This is a genomic window from Ferrovibrio sp. (genome assembly GCF_035304305.1).
Taxonomy (GTDB): domain Bacteria; phylum Pseudomonadota; class Alphaproteobacteria; order Ferrovibrionales; family Ferrovibrionaceae; genus Ferrovibrio.
Window position 1 is genome coordinate 23,858 of record NZ_DATGQG010000022.1, and the last position, 15,632, is coordinate 39,489.

Consider the following 15,632-nt stretch of genomic DNA (forward strand, 5'->3'; position numbering starts at 1 on the left):
GGAACATTCGTGCCGCACTTGCCGTTTAGTTGGCCAGCAATCCGGAGGACAGGAATGGAAAAGCCGCTGCAGATCGCCTTCAAGGATCTGGATTCTTCACCCTACTTGGAAGGATTGATCCGGGAACGCGTCAGCCGGCTGGAGCGTTTTCACAACCGGATCATAGGATGTCGCGTCGTGGTAGATATCCCGCATCGGTCGCCTCGCAGTGCCAAGCAACCGATTGGCATTTCCGTCGAGGTAGAGGTGCCGGGCCGCAATACCATCGTGGCCAAGGACGAGGAGAATCGCCATGACACCAAAAACGACCAGACGGTGGTGATCAATCGGGTCTTCGACGCCGTTCAGCGGCAGCTAGAGGACGCCGTCGAAATTCAGCGCGGCGACGTGAAGTTGCATGACGGCGAGATGGAAACCGGCCTCGTCGTGCGGCTCTTTCCCGAACAGAACTACGGCTTCATTGAGGTCAAGGGCGCGCCCGATCTCTATTTCACCCGTAACGCCGTTACCGGCGGCGATTTTGACGATCTCTCCATTGGCACTATCGTCCAGGTGACCCGGGCGACGGCCGAAGGGCCGATGGGGCCGCAGGCAAGCTCCGTGCGGCTGCTCAACGCCCGGCGCAGCCCGTCATGATTCTCCGGGCGCTTGGTCTTGGCACCGATCCGGCTGGCGGGGTGGTGGAGTCCGGATCCGGCGGCCGCGCCGCCACACATCTCTTTTCGGATCGCCGGGATGCCGGCCGTCAGCTGGCTGCCCGTCTGGAGCATTTCCGCGAGCAGGAACCGGTCGTTCTGGGATTGCCGCGGGGCGGCATACCGGTTGCCTATGAGATTGCCAGAAGCCTGGAGGCGCCGCTCGACCTGCTCATGGTCCGCAAGATTTGCGCGCCCGAGCAGGCGGAGCTGGCGATAGGTGCGGTTGTCGACGGCGCCACCCCTCAGGTGGTTCTCAACGAAGATCTGGTGGAACGCCTGGGTGTGTCCAAGGACTACGTCGCAATGCAACGGCTGGATCAGCTGGCAGAGATCGAACGCCGGCGCCAGCTCTACCGCGGTGACACACAGGCGGTCGACACGGCGGGGCGGCTTGTCATACTGGCTGACGACGGGATTGCCACCGGCGCATCTGTGAGGGCCGCGCTGCTGGCGCTTTCGCGTACCGGTCCGGCGCACCTGGTCCTTGCCATCCCCGTGGCCGCACCCAACGCATTGCAGGCGATTTCATCAATGGCAAACGAAACCATCTGCCTGGCCACGCCGGAGAGTTTCGATGCGGTCAGCCGCTACTATGCTGATTTCGAACAGACGAGCGATGAAGAGGTGATCGACCTGCTTGCTGCATCCCGCTACGGGATTTGACCTGAATGCGGTCAGCAGCAGGCGACGAGAACGCCCGTTAAGTTCTTCAAATCCAACTGTCGGAGCCCCAGCCGAGAATGACGATACTCCACTCGGTTTTGGGAATGTTAATGCAAAGTGGCATTGGAATAGGCATTCCGCCGACGAGGAGGACAGCCAATCGCCAAATCCGCACGGTGATCCAGCAGCCTCACCGACTTCCGGAAGCGGACTAGGACCTGCCTGCTTTGAAACATTGCTTCGACTGCGTGGAGTTGGACGCAGGAACAGATCCACAGCAGCAACAGGACCTCCGTTCCGGGAACCTGCCCCGGAATCCGGCGTTGGGGTTTTCATGAGAAGGCAGGTTATCCTTACAATTGTCGGGATTACGGCGAGCTGTGTCGGGCTCTTCCTGCTGTATCGCGTTTTTCAGAAGAACGACCTGCGCGAAGTTCTGGCGGTGGTCGCCTCTGTGCCGCCGCTCGTGGTGATCATTGCCGTCATTTTCACGGCCTGCAGCTTCCTCTGCATTATTGTTCTCGAGTCGCTGGCCGTACGCTATGCCGGGCAGCCGGTTTCGGCGGGAAGAGTAGTGGCGACATCCATTGCGGCGATCGGCGTAGGACACGCAATCGGTTTGGCGGCGCTGAGCAGTGGTGCGGTCCGCTACAGGATGTACAGCCATGCCGGAATGAACCTGTTTGCCGTCGGCAAGGTGGTTGTATTCTCAGGTATCAGTGTTGCGTCCGGCTATGCTCTTGTCGGCGGAGCAGCATTGTTGTGGCGTGGAGAGTTCCTGGCGCCGCTTCTCGGGTTTCCCGCTTCAGTCATTCGGGGATTCGCTGCTGCAATCCTTGTCGCTCTACTCATCTACATTCTGCTCTGTGCATTCCTACGCCGCACAGCGACCATCCGTCGTCACCGGTTTCGTTTGCCGTCACTGAAGCTTGCCCTTGGGCAAGTGGTGGCCAGCAGCGTCAACCTGCTGTGCGTCGCTGCCGTGCTGTATATGGCTCTTCAGAGCTTCGCTTCCGTTGACTATCCGGTTGTTGCAATGCTTTATGTTGGCTCGGATATGTCTGCTGTTATCGGCCATGTTCCCGGCGGCTGGGGTCTGCTGGAATTCATCATAACGAGTGCACTATCCGAAGAGGGGCATCAGGTGCTTTCCGGAGTCATCCTGTTTCGAGCAATATATTACCTGTTGCCGCTTCTGGTCGGATTGCTGGTATTCCTTGCTGACGAACTGCGTCGCCGCCACGTGAAGCGAGCCGGGGAGCCGGCCGCCTGCCGGACCTGAGGCGCCTATGCCTCCGTTGCGGGTCGTCACCTACAACATCCATTCCTGCGTCGGGAATGATCGCAAGTATGACCCTGCCCGTACCCTTGCCGTGCTGAAGGAACTCGATGCCGATATCATCGCTCTGCAGGAGGTCGGCGGTTATCCAGCTGACGGTGGCGAGCAGATAGACTTCTTCGCCGAACAGCTTGGCATGTCTGCCGTATCAGGCCTGCACCTCCGCCGACGACGGGTGCAGTTCGGCAATGCCCTGCTGGCGAAAGGCGAGATCCACGTCACGGATCAGATCAATCTGAGCGTCTCGAGACTGGAGCCGCGCAGCGCGATCGATGCTGTCGTCGAAACCCGAAATGGTAATCTGCGTGTCATCGCCACCCACCTTGGTCTGCTGCCCCGCGACCGCAGGCGCCAGATCGATCTGCTCGCGGCGGTGCTGCAGCTGCGCGTGATGCCGCTTACCGTTCTGATGGGTGACTTCAACGTCTTCGGTCGTGAGCGCAAGGTGCTGCGCCGCATCGGCGCGCCGCACCCGTTGCCCGTGCTGCGCAGCTTTCCGTCGCGCCGCCCGCTGATGTCTCTGGACCGCCTCTGGACCCTTCCGAATGCGAACCTGCTGAGCCTCGCAGTGCATCGCACGCCTCTGTCAGTGGTCGCGTCCGACCATCTCCCGCTGATCGCCGAGATCGATCCCGCTGTCGCAGAGGTAGCAGCCGAGGATTCGGACGACCTTCCGGCTGGACTCCCCGAGCCGGCAGAAGCGTGGCCGGCTCGCTACTTAAGGTGGCGAAAGGCGTCACAGTAATGTCTTGAGTATTCCGCGGCGCGCCTCCATGCATTCCCATCTCAGTAGACCGCCGTTCTGCGGCGTGCCTCGCAGTCAACGATGGAGAAAAGCCATGAAGCGCAATCTCGCAATCGTTTCAGCCCTCGGACTCGTGTTCCTGACCTCTGCTCCAGTCCTCAGCCAGGAAGCGCCACCGACGCCGGGTGATCGCCCCAGCGCCGGCACCGGTATTGCAAATCCCCCGGCGGCCCGTTCAGGCACAATGACCTCACAGCCCGGCACCGGCACCGCGGAGGTGAGGGGCAACCGCCTGATTGGTGCCGACGTGAAGAGTGCCAATAACGAAAAGATCGGCGATGTCAGCGAGGTGCTCGTCAGTACCGATGGTCGGATCAACGCCATCGTGGTGTCGGTGGGCGGGTTCCTCGGCATGGGCGATCGCAAAGTGGCCTTGCCGTGGGAGCAGCTTCGCTTCAGCAGCGAAGGCAACGATCTGATCGTAATGGCTTCGGCAACGAAGGAATCGCTGAAGGAGATGCCTGAATATCGTGACCCGCCACGCGCACGCGGAAGCGGCGAGCGGGCCGCTCCCCGGGCCGAAGGTGGCTCCATGCCTGGCGCCGCCGGCAATCGGGATACATCCCGGCCGGTGCGGCCGGTTCCGACGGAGTAAAGAGTAAGAGATGACGGGAGGGGCGGCTGCACATGCGCAGCCGCCTCTTATTGTCTGTTCAGCAGCGCTCGTTGCTGAACAGCGATACGGGCTGACGCGCGGCGTAGTTCGCCGTCAGATTGGTCATACCGCCGTTGCGGCCATAGCCGGTGCCGAGCTGGCTCTGTTTGGTGGCGCCGCGGATGATGGCGTCCAGCAGGATTTTGTTCGCATCGCGTGCGGTACGGACCTTCAGTTCGTTTACCTTCCCGACTTTCTGCATGTCGTTGAGCAATTCCTCGAAGGCATCGCGCTCGGCGGTCGTGGCGTTGGTAAGGACTTCAGGGTGACGTTTCACCACCTGCTGCTTTTCCCGCAGCAACCCTGCAATGATGCGCTTCTGCTCTGTCAGGCGGGGTAATCCGTCATAGTCATACCGGTCAAGCGCCTCGTTCTCCTCCGCCATGATGTCGCGGAGCTGAATGACGAGGTCGCTCAGTTCGGCGATGGTTGGCGGCAGAGCGCCGGCGCCGTGATTGTCGACCATGCGTGTTGGCAACGGCGCAGCGTTGCGCGGTGATGGCCTGGCTGGCATGGGGCGGGTGGGCTGGCTCACGAAGCGGCCTCCTGCAACTTGAGGATCTGATCGTAGACCATGTCGGCAATGCCAAGGCCGCGGCCCTTGGCCATCTGCCGGCCATACTGGTCATTGAGGAAAGAGCGCCAGGTCGTTTCCGCCTGACCGCCGCCGAATGTTTTGTCGGGCTGGATATTCGAGGTCATGACTTCGACGATCTGGCTCAGGAAGAAGGCTTCGAATTCCTCGGCCGCCTTGCGGGCCTTGGCTTCGTTCATGCCGCTGCCGAAGCTGGTCGCACGCTGGGCGCGCGCCTGCTCGACGGCGTAGGAGTTGATGGCGGGGGCGGCGAAGATTGCATCCGACATGACGACCTCACATCACCTGGATTTCAGCCTGCAATGCGCCGGCGGCCTTGATCGCCTGAAGGATGGTGATCATGTCACGCGGGCCGACACCCAGCGCGTTCAGGCCATCAACCAGCTCCTGGAGCGACACACCGCGGTTCAACACACCCAGCCGGCGATCGGACTGGTCATCCACCTGGATATCAGTGCGGGGCACGACGACCGTCTGGGCACCGCCGCCGATCTGGCCGGGTACGGTGGGCGTGCCGGTGCCGGGCACGGCCTGGGTAATCGTGTCGAAAACGAAGTTGCCGAGCGCATCGCGGACGGGCTGGCCGTCGGGGCCAATGCGGGGCACCTGCACGGTACCGGTTGCCGGCGAGGTGCCGGCAATGCCGGCCACGCCGACCGGGCCCGGGGCGAAGGGATTGGGCTGCGAGACCTGCGGGGTCTCGGTGATGCGGACGGTCAGCTGGCCCTGGGCGATGGCGACGGTATCGATGCGGACATTCGGACCCATGACGATGGTGCCGGAACGCTCGTCGATGACGACGCGGGCCATCTGGTCTGCTTCGACCTGCAGCTGCTCGATGGCGGTCATGAAACCGATGATGTCGTTCCGCCAGTGATCGGGGATGTCGATCTGGACGGTACTCGGATCCATCGCGCGGGCCGTGGGCACGCCGGCGAGGGTGGAAATGGCCTGGCTGATACGCCGGGCGGTGGTCAGATCAGGGTTCTTCAGTGCCAACCGCAGCACCGGCAGCGACGTCAGCTCAAAGCCGACTTCGCGCTCGACGATGGCGCCGTTGGCGATGCGGCCGGAAGTCGGCACGCCGCGGGTGATCTGGGCGGCGGCGCCCTGGGCGCGGAAGCCGGAAATGGCAATCGCACCCTGGGCGACGGCATAGACCTCGCCATCGGCGCCGAGCAGAGGGGTGACCAGCAGGGTGCCGCCCTGCAGGCTCTTGGCATCGCCCATGGTAGAAACGGTGACGTCGATGCGGCTGCCATGGCGGGCGAAGGGGGGCAGCACGGCGGTAACCATCACGGCGGCCAGGTTGTTAGTGCGGAAGGTACCGGCGTCGCGGATGTTGACGCCGAAGCGCTCCAGCATGGCCTGCAGGCTCTGGCGGGTGAACGGGGCGTTGGTCAGGCTGTCACCAGTGCCGTCCAGGCCGACCACCAGGCCGTAGCCGACCAGCATGTTGTCACGGATGCCCTCGAAATCGGCGATGTCCTTGATGCGCGAGCCGGCCCAGGCGGGGGTCGGCAGGGCGATCAGGGCAGCAAGCAGCAGCACCAGGACCTTGCCCGGCAGGCGGCGGATCTGCAGTCGTTCGGCGAAGCGGGTCATCGCATCTTCCTTCAAACTCGCGGACGGCCAGAACGGACCATCCCGCAGAAGATGGATGCGAGTTCCGTGCCAGAGGGTATTTTGTTGATTTTCCTTGCTTTTGTTGCAGGACTAGGGCTGCCCGGCGGCAAAATTTGCCGTCTTTACCTGCGCAGCCTTCTCAGGCACCATGGCTTTCAACAAGGCCGAAATCCCATGAGCATCAACAAGATCGGCGGGCCGGGCGGGATCAAGCCCGGTGCCCCCAAGCGTTCGTCCGGCACCGGTTCAACCGGTGACACCAGCTTTTCCAGCCTGCTGAAGCCGGTAGAGAGGCCGTCCGGCCAGGTCGGCCAGACGGCGCCCGTCGCGGCGCTGGACGCCATGCTGACGGTCCAGTCCGTGGACGACCAAGGAGGGGGGAACCGCAGGAACCGGCAGCGCGCTTTCGAGCGCGGCTCCGGGCTGCTGGAGCACCTCGATGAAATCCGGCTTGGATTGCTGGAAGGACGCCTGCCGGCGGCCAAGCTGCAGGCGCTGGCGCAGCTGCTGCGGAGTGAAAAGCTCCATGTCGAGGACCCCCGCCAGGCGGAGGTTCTCGCCGAAATTGAACTCCGCTGTGCCGTCGAGCTGGCCAAGCTCGGCCTGTGACACCGGCGGGCAATCCGTTTCTTCCTGAAAAATCAAATACTTAAGGCGTGATCGACGAGCTTGCCCCGGGCGGGCCCGATTCATATACTCCGCGCGCCGCGACGGGGTGTCTTGAGTCGTCGCAGGTCTGTCGGAGGGGTTTCGAATGGGAATTCAGTTAAAAGCGAATTATCGGCCGACTGAGAACGAGCCCTTCATGAACCCGCGCATGAAGGAATATTTCCGGCGCAAGCTGATTGCCTGGAAGGAAGATATCCTGCGGGAGTCCAACCAGACGCTGCAGCATCTGCAGGAGGATACCACCCAAGAGCCGGATATCGCCGATCGCGCGTCGACCGAAACCGACCGCGCGCTCGAGTTGCGGACCCGGGATCGCCAGCGGAAGCTGATCGCCAAGATCGACGCCGCCATCAAGCGGATTGAGGACGGCTCCTACGGCTACTGCGAGGAGACCGGCGAGCCGATCTCGCTCAAGCGTCTCGAAGCCCGTCCGATCGCTACCCTGTCGATCGAGGCGCAGGAGCGGCATGAGCGCCGCGAGCGCACCCATCGCGACGACCTCTGAAGCCGCCGCCGCTGCAGCCAGAATGACGAAAAGGCCGGTCTTCTGACCGGCCTTTTGCGTTGCTGCGCCCCTGGCGTTCTTGCCGCGGTCCGCTTCCTGCGGTCCTTACGCGCGTTCTGGCGTGCCCGGATCTCCGGACGGGGGCGGAATAATCCTGGCTTAGAACGGGAAGATGATGTCGTAGATCTGCTGGCCCCAGCGGGCCTGCTGCACGTCGGAGAGCTGGCCGCGGCCGCCATAGGAGATGCGGGCTTCCGCCATCTGGGTGTGGTTCACCACGTTCGTCGCGGTGATATCCTCCGGCCGGACGATGCCCTGGACCAGCAATTCGCGGATCTCGTTGTTGACGCGGATTTCCTGACGGCCCTGCACGACGAGGTTGCCATTCGGCAGCACCTGGGTGACCAGCGCCGCGACGTTGACGCGGATCTGCTCCTGCCGGTTGATCTGGCCCTGCCCCTGGACCTGGCTTTCGGATTCGACGCCGACCGCGCTGGAAGGCGTGATGCCACTGAAGATGCGCTCCAGGGCCCCGGTTTCGATGCCGAGGAAGTTGGGCAGGCCTGCGCTCTCGCTGTTGCCGCGCGAGGTGGAGGTATTGTTCTGCACCTGGGCGCGATCCTGCAGGTCGACGCTGACGGTCAGGATGTCGCCGACCTTGGTGGCGCGCTGGTCCTTGAAGAACTGCCGCGCGCCGGAGCGCCACAGGGAGTTGGCATGGCGCGGCTGCACTTCCGGCGCCGGCATCGGCAGGCTGACCGGACGATAGTCGCGCCGCTCGGTCGGGTTATCGATCTTGCTCATCTTCGGCGGCTGGCCGATCTCCGCGAGGCGGTCGAGATTGCCGCAGGCGCCAAGCGAGACGGCGAAGCCTGCGATCGCGAGCAGACGGAGCGGGGGGAGGGTGCGGATCATGACGGCAATCCTTTCCTGAATCCTGTGTCAGTTCGAGGCGATCACGCGCGGCGCAGTATTCACCTGCACCTGGTTCGATCCGATGATCGTCGCCTGGATGGTCTTCTTGCTCTGCAGGTTCATGACCTGCACGACATCGCCGATGCTGCCGCCTTCCAGCGAACGGCCGGTGGTCGTGATCGTCATGCCGGGGCCCTGGGCAATCATGGTGACCAGCGCATTCTTCGATACGGCCTCCGGGCGGCCGACATCACCGACGCGGATCGGCGAACCGGCGAGCAGCGGCCGGCGCGGCGTCTGCCCGACCAGGTCGCTGAGCTGGTCGACGTAACCACTGCCGTAGCGGCCGGCGGGCACCTGGATCCACTCGATATCGGCACGCGTGATCACTTCGCCGGCGGCGACGCGGTTCTTCAGAACCGGGATCGATTCCACCGGCTGGGCGCGGCCGCTGACCTTCATCGCCTCGGTCCGGCCGGGAGCGGTGACTGCCGCATAGAAGCGGCCGCTGCGCCGGTCGTAGGTGAAGCTTTCCACCTGCAGGGTGGCGGGGCCGTTGCCCGGCACTTCCAGATCGTTGCCGATGCCGTGGAAGTTGATCTCCACCGGCTGGCCACCATTGCGCTGCTGCACCAGCTCGGCCATGCGCTTCGCCACCTCCCGTTCGGTAATGACGCGGCCGGAGGAGAGTGCCGCGACACGCTCCTGCGCCATGGCGGCTGAAACGACGCCGTCCGGCTGGATGGTCGCGACCGCGAGGCCGGCGAGAAGAAGGATGCGAAACGAAACCATGACCAGTCTCCTGAAATCTGCTGCGGTTAGCGCAGGCGGCCCGCGGCCTGGAGCATTTCGTCGGAAGCGGTGATCACCTTGGAGTTCATTTCATAGGCGCGCTGCGCCGTTATGAGGTTGGTGATCTCCTGCACCGGGTTCACGTTGGAGGTTTCCAGATAACCCTGGCGCAGGGTACCGAAACCGGCGGCGTTCGGATTGCCCACGGTCGGCTGCCCGGAAGCGGGGGTCTCGAGGAACAGGTTGTCACCGGTAGCCTCGAGGCCGGCCTCATTGATGAACGTGGCAAGCTGGATCTGGCCGAGCTGCTGCGGCTGCGCCTGGCCGGCCAGCCGCGCTTCGACGATGCCGGTCGCATCGATGCTCACCGACAGCGCCCCCTGCGGCACCTGGATGCCGGGCTGCAGCAGATAACCGTCGACCGTCACCAGCTGGCCCTGACCATCGACCTGGAACGAGCCGGCGCGGGTATAGGCGGTTTCGCCGGAGGGCAGGGTGATCTGGAAGAAGCCCTTGCCATTGATCGCCAGATCGTAGGTGTTGCCCGTGGTCGTCAGGTTGCCCTGCTCGTGTATGCGGTAGACGCCGGCGGCACGCACGCCGACGCCGATCTGGATGCCCGAAGGCACGATCGTGTTGGCGTCGGAGGAGGTGGCACCCGGACGGCGCAGGTTCTGATACAGCAGGTCCTGGAACTCGGCACGCTGGCGCTTGAACGCCGTCGTGCTCATGTTGGCGATGTTGTTCGAGATCACCTCGACATTGAGCTGCTGGGCCATCATGCCGGTGGCGCCGGTGCTGAGGGAACGCATCTTGATCTCCTCGTTCTCTAAATCTTGCCGTTAAGCGGAGGTGCGGCCGAGCCGCTGGATTGCGCTGCGGATACGTTCATGCTCGCTGTCGAGCATGTTCTGCGTGCTCTGGTACTGCCGGAGCAGTTCGATCATGTTGGTCATCTCCAGGATCGGCTCGACGTTCGACGCCTCCAGCACACCCTGGGCGATGGTGCTGCTCGCCGGGGCCGGCTGGGGTTCCTGCGCGGTTGCATAGAGGCCCTGCGCGGTCTTGCGCAGTTCCTGCTCGCTGGCGAAGTTCACCAGGTCGATCTTGGCGATCTGCTGCTGGCCGACATTGATCGTGCCATCGGTGGCAATGGCCGGGGTCTCGGCAGCATCGGCCGGGATGACGATCTCACGGCCACGGTTGTCCAGGATCGGGTGCCCGCCGGATGTCACCAGCCGGCGGTCGGCGTCCAGACGCAGATGGCCGTCGCGGGTGTAGCGGCGGCCCTGCGGGGTCTCGACGGTCAGAAAGCCCGGGCCCGTGATCGCAAGGTCGAAGGTGTTCCCGGTATGCTCCAGCTTGCCGACCTGCATGTTGCGCAGGACGCCGAAGTCGGTGACGAAGCTGTGCTTTTCCCGGTGGTTCGGGCCTTTGAGGAATTCCTCGAACATGACCCGCTCGCCCTTGTAGGCGTTCGAGTTCATGTTCGCCAGGTTATTGGCAATCACGTCCATCTCGCGCCGCATGGTCGAGAGGCGGGACAGGCCGATATAGCTCACATTCTCCATGGCACCTACTCACGGTTTGCCGTTGCTGGCCCTCCCTTTGCAGGTCGCATGCCACTCTGTAAGCCACTGATTTTTCATATGTATTTTTGGTTATCAGCCTTGACGGGCAGAATTTGACTGGGTTCCCGAGGGGCGCGCCCGGCAAAAACTGCCGGGCGGTGACAAAGTATTAACGGCTCGGCCGTACCAATGGCAGCGTGAAAGTGGACTCGCAGTCCCGGGGAAGCGGCAGGCATGAGTGACGAGACCGAAGGCCAGTTCGAGGGCGACGACCTCGAAGGCCAGGGCAAGAAAAAGCGCGGCAAGCGGGCGATCATCATCGCCGCAGCCGTGGTGGTCCTGCTGCTTGTGATCGGCGGCGGCGGCGCGGCCTATTATTTCCTGTTCGCGGCGCAGCCCGAGGAAGCCGAAGTTGCGCCCGAGGCACCGAAGGTGACGGTCTTCTACGATCTGCCTGACATCCTGGTGAACCTGAATTCAAGCGGCCGTCAGGCGTCCTATCTCAAGCTGAAGATCGCTCTTGAGCATAATGACCCGCTGGCGGTGACCAAGCTGAACGAGCTTCTGCCGCGTGTGGTGGACAATTTCCAGATTTATCTCCGCGAACTGCGTCCGGATGATCTGGTCGGTTCGGCCGGTCTGTACCGGCTGAAGGAAGAACTGCTGATCCGCGTCAACCAGGCAGTCGCACCGATCAAGATCAACGACGTTCTGTTCAAAGAGATGCTGATTCAGTGAGGCAGGTCAGTCATGGTGGATAACCCCGGCGAAGCTGGCGCGGAATGGGCCGGTGACGACGACGGCGGGGGTGGTGCGCCCTCCACCCGTATCCTCAACCAGGATGAAATCGACAGCCTGTTAGGCTTTGACGCCAGCGTCGAGGACGATGCTGACAAGGCCGGTATACGTGCGATTATCAACAGCGCGCTCGTCTCCTACGAGCGTCTGCCGATGCTCGAGGTGGTGTTCGACCGCCTCGTGCGTCTGATGACGACCTCCCTGCGCAACTTCACATCCGACAACGTCGAAGTTTCGCTCGACAACATCACTTCGATCCGGTTTGGCGACTACCTGAACTCGATCCCGCTCCCGGCAATCCTGAGCGTGTTCCGGGCCGTGGAATGGGATAACTACGGCCTGCTTACGGTCGACAGCTCGCTGATCTACTCCATCGTGGACGTGCTGCTCGGCGGCCGTCGCGGCACGGCGGCGATGCGTATCGAAGGGCGTCCGTATACGACCATCGAGCGCAATCTGGTCGAGCGCATGGTCAATGTCGTGCTCGACGACATGCGCGCCGCATTCGAGCCGCTGGCGCCGGTCAACTTTTCCTACGACCGCATCGAAACCAATCCGCGCTTCGCCACCATTGCGCGCCCCGCCAACGCGGCAATTCTTGCCCGTCTGCGCGTGGACATGGAAGACCGGGGCGGCCGTCTGGAACTGCTGCTGCCCTATGCGACGCTGGAGCCGGTCCGTGAACTGCTGCTCCAGATGTTCATGGGTGAGAAGTTCGGCCGGGATTCGATCTGGGAAAACCACCTGGCGACCGAGCTCTGGTCCACCGATGTCGAGATCGAGGCGGTGCTGGACGAGCAGGTGATGACCCTTGGCCAGGTGATGAATCTCGAGGTCGGCAAGACCGTGATGTTCAACGCCACCCCGGAGTCGGTGATCATGATGCGCTGCGGCGGCATTCCCATGGTGGAGGGCCGCATGGGCCGCATGGGCAACAACATCGCCGTGAAGATCGAACGGACGCTGAAGAATCTGGGGAGTGTGTGATGACGCTGACCCTGATCGTCGAGATTGTCGTTGCAGTTCTGCTGCTGATCACGCTCGGCATTTCGCTCGTCCTCAACCGGCGGTTAGGTAACCTGCGCGCCAACCAGGAAGAGATGCGTCGCCTGATTTCCGAGTTCGACAAGGCGCTGGCCAAGGCTCGCGCCGGCATGACGGAGCTGAAGACAGCCTCTGCTGCCGCCGACAGCGCCCATGAAGAGCGGATGAAGCAGGCCAAGACCCTGCGTGACGAACTCGGCTTCATGATCGAGACGGCTGATCGTCTCGCCGACCGTCTGGCCGGCGAAGCCAGCAGCAACCGTGCGTTCAAGCAGCAGCGCGGCGCTCCGGCCGAGCGTGCGGGCGAGCGCCCGGCAGAGGCCGCCAGGTCGCAGACTCCCGTCATGCCTTTCCCGGCGCGCAAGCCACCGTTCGATGCAGGGGCGCGCGAATTCAGGCTGGAACCGCGCTCGGAAGCGGAACGTGAATTGCTGATGGCGCTGAGGCAGGCGCGATGAGCAGGACGACTCCGCGTCCCTCGGCGCCGCCAGCGGCGGCGCGGCAACCGCTGCGCAGCCGTGTGCGCGTGCTGCCGCTGACCATTCTTGCGGTTGCGCTGCTGCTCGGTCTCAAGATCGGCGCTTTCTGGCAGGGCAGGGGAGAACTTTTCGTCACGCCGGCTGGCGCGCAGCAGGCTGCCACTCCGGGCGCGACACCGGCCACCTCCGGGCAGCCGATGCAGCTGACTCCACCTCGTCCGGCCGCGGAGCAGAGCGCGCAGGCGCCCCAGCCTGCCGGCCAGCAGCCGCCTGCGGCGCAACCGTCGGTTCCAGCTCCGGCTCCGGCAGCCGAACCGGCGAGCCCCGCTGCGGCACCGTCTTCCACGATCCAGTCGCTGGCCACCCGTGATCCCACTACCTATACCCGCGCTGAAATTGAGCTGCTGGCTAACCTGGCACAGCGCCGCGAGGTGCTGGAGCAGCGCGCGCGTGAGATCGACCTGCGCGAAAGCCTGCTGGCGGCAGCGGAAAAGCGCATCGACGAGCGGATTGCCGAGCTGCGCAAGCTGGAAGCCAGCATCAAGCAGATCGTGCAGCAATACGACAAGCAGGAAGAACAGAATCTGCAGGGCCTGGTGAAGGTCTATGAAAACATGAAACCGAAGGACGCGGCGCGCATCTTCGAAAAGCTGGAGCCGAATGTCCTGCTCGGTGTCGTCGAGCGCATGAAGGAAACCAAGCTGGCTGCCATCCTGGCCGACATGCCGCCGGCTGCGGCGCAGGACATCACTGTGCGCCTGGCGACCCGCAAGCAGATCCCACCCACTCTGCGTGCCGGCGCGGAGATCCAGACCCAGGCGCCAGTGACGCGGCAGTCTGCGGCAAACCCGTCACCTGCTGCCCCCGCAGCGCCACCACCCGGGGTGGCAGGGCAGGGCCCCCAGGGTGGTTAACAAGTGGTTAAGCCCCTCTGATTCCTGCGAATTCGCAGTCTTGTGGCGGTTGCGAGTCATGCTAGGATGATGATTGATCAGAACCGCCCCAGAATCGGGGGCGCGAAACCCAGTTGCGTCAGTGCCGCAGGAGGCAGGCAAGGATGGCAATCGACCTCAGTATACTTCTCGGTGGCAGCACCAGCATGGCGACCATGTCGCCGCTGGCGATGTACAAGAAGCTGCAGAAGACCGCGGCTGAGAACCAGGCTGCGCGCAGCGATACCGATGCCGAGAAGGCTGCCGCTATTGTGCGGGATTTCAATAACGCGGCCATTCGCGTGCGCAACGCACAGTACAGCGCCGAGAACGCACGGGTCGAAAACGATCTGACCTATTTCCGGAATCGCGCCGCGACCGCGACCACGGTTGACGAACTCATCAACGACGATCGTTTCCTCAGGGTCCTTGCTTACGCGAACGACTTCAAGGATCTCTACAACAACGACATCCAGCGCCTTCGCGATATCCTGACCAGCGATCTGAACGATCCGAATTCGGTGGCACGACAGGGCAGTCTCAAGGAACTGGAGCTCGCCAAGAAGTACAACTTCGGCGCAACCGGCACCCAACTCGATTCCGACGGGAATGTCGTGGGTCTGGATGCCGATGGCATTCCCGTAAACGATGGTACTGCGGTAACCCCGCTGCCTGCCGGACTTGCCAAGATCCGCCGTCTGGCAATCGACATGAACGGCGCTGCCATGCTGTCGGACGGCAAGCTGCTGGCCGGCCCCGATATCATCGGCGCGGATATTGCGAAGTATTCGGGGGCCTACAAGAAGACTTTGCTCCAGGAGGAGAAGGCGCCGGAGAAGCGGTTGGCGCCGTCAGCCTATGAGTTCGATGGCCCGGACTTCGAGAAATTCCGGTCCCGCCGGGACGTCCAGGCGGAGATCGAGTATTACCGGGAGAACATCAAGGACATTCAGTCGCTGGATGACCTGTTCGGCAACCATCGTCTTCTGAAATTCCTGCTCTCCTCCTATGACCTGGAGAGCGAGATCCAGTATCCCGGCAAGATCCGCAAGATCATCGAAAGTGATCTCAGCGATGTGGATTCGCTGGCAAACCGCTTCCAGGACCCCCGTTTCCAGCAGCTGGCGAAGGACATCAACTTCCATATCCTCGGTGTCTCGAAGCTGAAGATGGTTTCGACCACGGACGATATCATCCGGAAATACGAACGCCTCGCCTATGAGCGTCATCTGGACGAGCAGGCGCCCGGTGTCCGCGCCGCCATCGAGTTCGAACGCCGGATCAAGGATGTCAGCAAGACGGTTCAGGTGCTCGGGGATGCGGTCCTGCGCGAAGTGGTGACCGTCGCCAACAATATTCCGAAGGAACTCGCCTACCAGGAAGTGGACAGCCAGGTGACGGCGCTGGAAAAGCGGATTGACGTCAACGCGCTGAAGAACGATCCCACCGAGATCGAGAAGATGGTCCTGCGCTATCTGACCTTCAAGGACAGCGGTGGCATCGGCAGCTCGCAGAGCTATCTGCTGGACCTGTTCGGCTGACCCGG

19 protein-coding genes are annotated in these 15,632 nt (G+C 63.0%); 12 read left to right on the forward strand and 7 right to left on the reverse strand.

All coding sequences use genetic code 11. From position 1 onward, the window contains the following. Nucleotides 1-54: 54 nt before the first annotated feature. From VKZ87_RS02255 to VKZ87_RS02275, 5 genes are all read left to right on the forward strand, one after another. Nucleotides 55-636 (forward strand): HPF/RaiA family ribosome-associated protein, encoded by a 582-nt coding sequence (locus VKZ87_RS02255; protein ID WP_324219618.1) that lies wholly within the window; start codon nt 55-57, stop codon nt 634-636. Then, a complete protein-coding gene (locus tag VKZ87_RS02260) occupies nt 633-1,361 on the forward strand; it encodes a phosphoribosyltransferase (protein ID WP_324219619.1) in 729 nt (242 codons plus the stop codon). Before VKZ87_RS02255 ends, VKZ87_RS02260 begins: the two co-directional genes overlap by 4 nt. A gap of 334 nt (nt 1,362-1,695) precedes the next feature. Further along, on the forward strand, nt 1,696-2,643 hold the full coding sequence (locus VKZ87_RS02265; protein ID WP_324219620.1) for a YbhN family protein: 948 nt from the start codon (nt 1,696-1,698) through the stop codon (nt 2,641-2,643). Nucleotides 2,644-2,650: 7 nt separating this feature from the next. After that, complete coding sequence (locus tag VKZ87_RS02270) at nt 2,651-3,445, forward strand: endonuclease/exonuclease/phosphatase family protein (RefSeq protein ID WP_324219621.1); 795 nt, start codon at nt 2,651-2,653, stop codon at nt 3,443-3,445. Between the two features lie 94 nt (nt 3,446-3,539). Next, nucleotides 3,540-4,100: a PRC-barrel domain-containing protein gene (locus VKZ87_RS02275; RefSeq protein WP_324219622.1), complete on the forward strand. Its 561-nt coding sequence runs from the start codon at nt 3,540-3,542 to the stop codon at nt 4,098-4,100. 58 nt (nt 4,101-4,158) lie between these two features. On the opposite strand, the gene VKZ87_RS02280 is transcribed toward VKZ87_RS02275, so the two are convergent. The 3 genes from VKZ87_RS02280 to VKZ87_RS02290 are packed head-to-tail and all read right to left on the reverse strand — an operon-like array spanning nt 4,159 to nt 6,360. Further along, the gene (locus VKZ87_RS02280; protein WP_324219623.1) at nt 4,159-4,695 is read right to left on the reverse strand and encodes a hypothetical protein; all 537 of its coding nucleotides are present in this window, start codon (nt 4,693-4,695) and stop codon (nt 4,159-4,161) included. After that, nucleotides 4,692-5,024, reverse strand: coding sequence for a rod-binding protein (locus VKZ87_RS02285; RefSeq protein ID WP_324219624.1), 333 nt, complete (start codon nt 5,022-5,024; stop codon nt 4,692-4,694). Before VKZ87_RS02285 ends, VKZ87_RS02280 begins: the two co-directional genes overlap by 4 nt. A 7-nt stretch (nt 5,025-5,031) precedes the next feature. Beyond that, nucleotides 5,032-6,360, reverse strand: coding sequence for a flagellar basal body P-ring protein FlgI (locus VKZ87_RS02290; protein WP_324219625.1), 1,329 nt, complete (start codon nt 6,358-6,360; stop codon nt 5,032-5,034). A 195-nt stretch (nt 6,361-6,555) separates the two neighbouring features. On the opposite strand from VKZ87_RS02290, the gene VKZ87_RS02295 reads away from it, so the two are divergent. After that, a complete protein-coding gene (locus VKZ87_RS02295; RefSeq protein WP_324219626.1) occupies nt 6,556-6,990 on the forward strand; it encodes a flagellar assembly protein FliX in 435 nt (144 codons plus the stop codon). Between the two features lie 145 nt (nt 6,991-7,135). After that, nucleotides 7,136-7,555, forward strand: a complete 420-nt coding sequence (dksA, locus tag VKZ87_RS02300; RefSeq protein WP_324219627.1) for an RNA polymerase-binding protein DksA — start codon at nt 7,136-7,138, stop codon at nt 7,553-7,555. A gap of 159 nt (nt 7,556-7,714) precedes the next feature. On the opposite strand, the gene flgH is transcribed toward dksA, so the two are convergent. The 4 genes from flgH to flgF are packed head-to-tail and all read right to left on the reverse strand — an operon-like array spanning nt 7,715 to nt 10,833. Further along, nucleotides 7,715-8,470, reverse strand: a complete 756-nt coding sequence (gene flgH / locus VKZ87_RS02305) for a flagellar basal body L-ring protein FlgH (RefSeq protein WP_324219628.1) — start codon at nt 8,468-8,470, stop codon at nt 7,715-7,717. 27 nt (nt 8,471-8,497) lie between these two features. Next, nucleotides 8,498-9,262 carry a flagellar basal body P-ring formation chaperone FlgA gene (flgA, locus tag VKZ87_RS02310; protein ID WP_324219629.1) on the reverse strand — a complete coding sequence of 255 codons (765 nt, stop codon included), beginning with the start codon at nt 9,260-9,262 and terminating at the stop codon, nt 8,498-8,500. A 26-nt stretch (nt 9,263-9,288) separates the two neighbouring features. Then, complete coding sequence (flgG, locus tag VKZ87_RS02315; RefSeq protein WP_324219630.1) at nt 9,289-10,074, reverse strand: flagellar basal-body rod protein FlgG; 786 nt, start codon at nt 10,072-10,074, stop codon at nt 9,289-9,291. Nucleotides 10,075-10,104: 30 nt separating this feature from the next. Beyond that, a complete protein-coding gene (gene flgF, locus VKZ87_RS02320; RefSeq protein ID WP_324219631.1) occupies nt 10,105-10,833 on the reverse strand; it encodes a flagellar basal-body rod protein FlgF in 729 nt (242 codons plus the stop codon). A 234-nt stretch (nt 10,834-11,067) separates the two neighbouring features. On the opposite strand from flgF, the gene VKZ87_RS02325 reads away from it, so the two are divergent. From VKZ87_RS02325 to VKZ87_RS02345, 5 genes are all read left to right on the forward strand, one after another. Continuing rightward, entirely contained in the window at nt 11,068-11,571 is a 504-nt protein-coding gene (locus VKZ87_RS02325) for a flagellar basal body-associated FliL family protein (protein WP_324219632.1), read from the forward strand. Between the two features lie 12 nt (nt 11,572-11,583). Continuing rightward, a complete protein-coding gene (gene fliM / locus VKZ87_RS02330; protein WP_324219633.1) occupies nt 11,584-12,618 on the forward strand; it encodes a flagellar motor switch protein FliM in 1,035 nt (344 codons plus the stop codon). Then, a complete protein-coding gene (locus VKZ87_RS02335; protein ID WP_324219634.1) occupies nt 12,618-13,133 on the forward strand; it encodes a DUF6468 domain-containing protein in 516 nt (171 codons plus the stop codon). Before fliM ends, VKZ87_RS02335 begins: the two co-directional genes overlap by 1 nt. After that, nucleotides 13,130-14,068: a MotE family protein gene (locus VKZ87_RS02340; protein ID WP_324219635.1), complete on the forward strand. Its 939-nt coding sequence runs from the start codon at nt 13,130-13,132 to the stop codon at nt 14,066-14,068. The genes VKZ87_RS02335 and VKZ87_RS02340 overlap by 4 nt, the downstream gene beginning before the upstream one ends. Before the next feature lie 143 nt (nt 14,069-14,211). After that, nucleotides 14,212-15,627, forward strand: coding sequence for a DUF1217 domain-containing protein (locus VKZ87_RS02345; RefSeq protein WP_324219636.1), 1,416 nt, complete (start codon nt 14,212-14,214; stop codon nt 15,625-15,627). The last annotated feature ends 5 nt before the right edge of the window (nt 15,628-15,632 follow it).

Coding starts and splice junctions, on each gene's coding strand:
- VKZ87_RS02265 (WP_324219620.1), top strand. CDS start 1,696: ATGAGAAGGCAGGTTATCCTTACAATTGTCGGGATTACGGCGAGCTGT.
- flgA (WP_324219629.1), bottom strand. CDS start 9,262: ATGGTTTCGTTTCGCATCCTTCTTCTCGCCGGCCTCGCGGTCGCGACC.
- VKZ87_RS02325 (WP_324219632.1), top strand. CDS start 11,068: ATGAGTGACGAGACCGAAGGCCAGTTCGAGGGCGACGACCTCGAAGGC.
- flgG (WP_324219630.1), bottom strand. CDS start 10,074: ATGCGTTCCCTCAGCACCGGCGCCACCGGCATGATGGCCCAGCAGCTC.
- VKZ87_RS02340 (WP_324219635.1), top strand. CDS start 13,130: ATGAGCAGGACGACTCCGCGTCCCTCGGCGCCGCCAGCGGCGGCGCGG.
- VKZ87_RS02295 (WP_324219626.1), top strand. CDS start 6,556: ATGAGCATCAACAAGATCGGCGGGCCGGGCGGGATCAAGCCCGGTGCC.
- VKZ87_RS02345 (WP_324219636.1), top strand. CDS start 14,212: ATGGCAATCGACCTCAGTATACTTCTCGGTGGCAGCACCAGCATGGCG.
- fliM (WP_324219633.1), top strand. CDS start 11,584: ATGGTGGATAACCCCGGCGAAGCTGGCGCGGAATGGGCCGGTGACGAC.
- VKZ87_RS02255 (WP_324219618.1), top strand. CDS start 55: ATGGAAAAGCCGCTGCAGATCGCCTTCAAGGATCTGGATTCTTCACCC.
- VKZ87_RS02260 (WP_324219619.1), top strand. CDS start 633: ATGATTCTCCGGGCGCTTGGTCTTGGCACCGATCCGGCTGGCGGGGTG.
- VKZ87_RS02290 (WP_324219625.1), bottom strand. CDS start 6,360: ATGACCCGCTTCGCCGAACGACTGCAGATCCGCCGCCTGCCGGGCAAG.
- VKZ87_RS02335 (WP_324219634.1), top strand. CDS start 12,618: ATGACGCTGACCCTGATCGTCGAGATTGTCGTTGCAGTTCTGCTGCTG.
- VKZ87_RS02275 (WP_324219622.1), top strand. CDS start 3,540: ATGAAGCGCAATCTCGCAATCGTTTCAGCCCTCGGACTCGTGTTCCTG.
- flgH (WP_324219628.1), bottom strand. CDS start 8,470: ATGATCCGCACCCTCCCCCCGCTCCGTCTGCTCGCGATCGCAGGCTTC.
- dksA (WP_324219627.1), top strand. CDS start 7,136: ATGGGAATTCAGTTAAAAGCGAATTATCGGCCGACTGAGAACGAGCCC.
- VKZ87_RS02270 (WP_324219621.1), top strand. CDS start 2,651: ATGCCTCCGTTGCGGGTCGTCACCTACAACATCCATTCCTGCGTCGGG.
- VKZ87_RS02285 (WP_324219624.1), bottom strand. CDS start 5,024: ATGTCGGATGCAATCTTCGCCGCCCCCGCCATCAACTCCTACGCCGTC.
- flgF (WP_324219631.1), bottom strand. CDS start 10,833: ATGGAGAATGTGAGCTATATCGGCCTGTCCCGCCTCTCGACCATGCGG.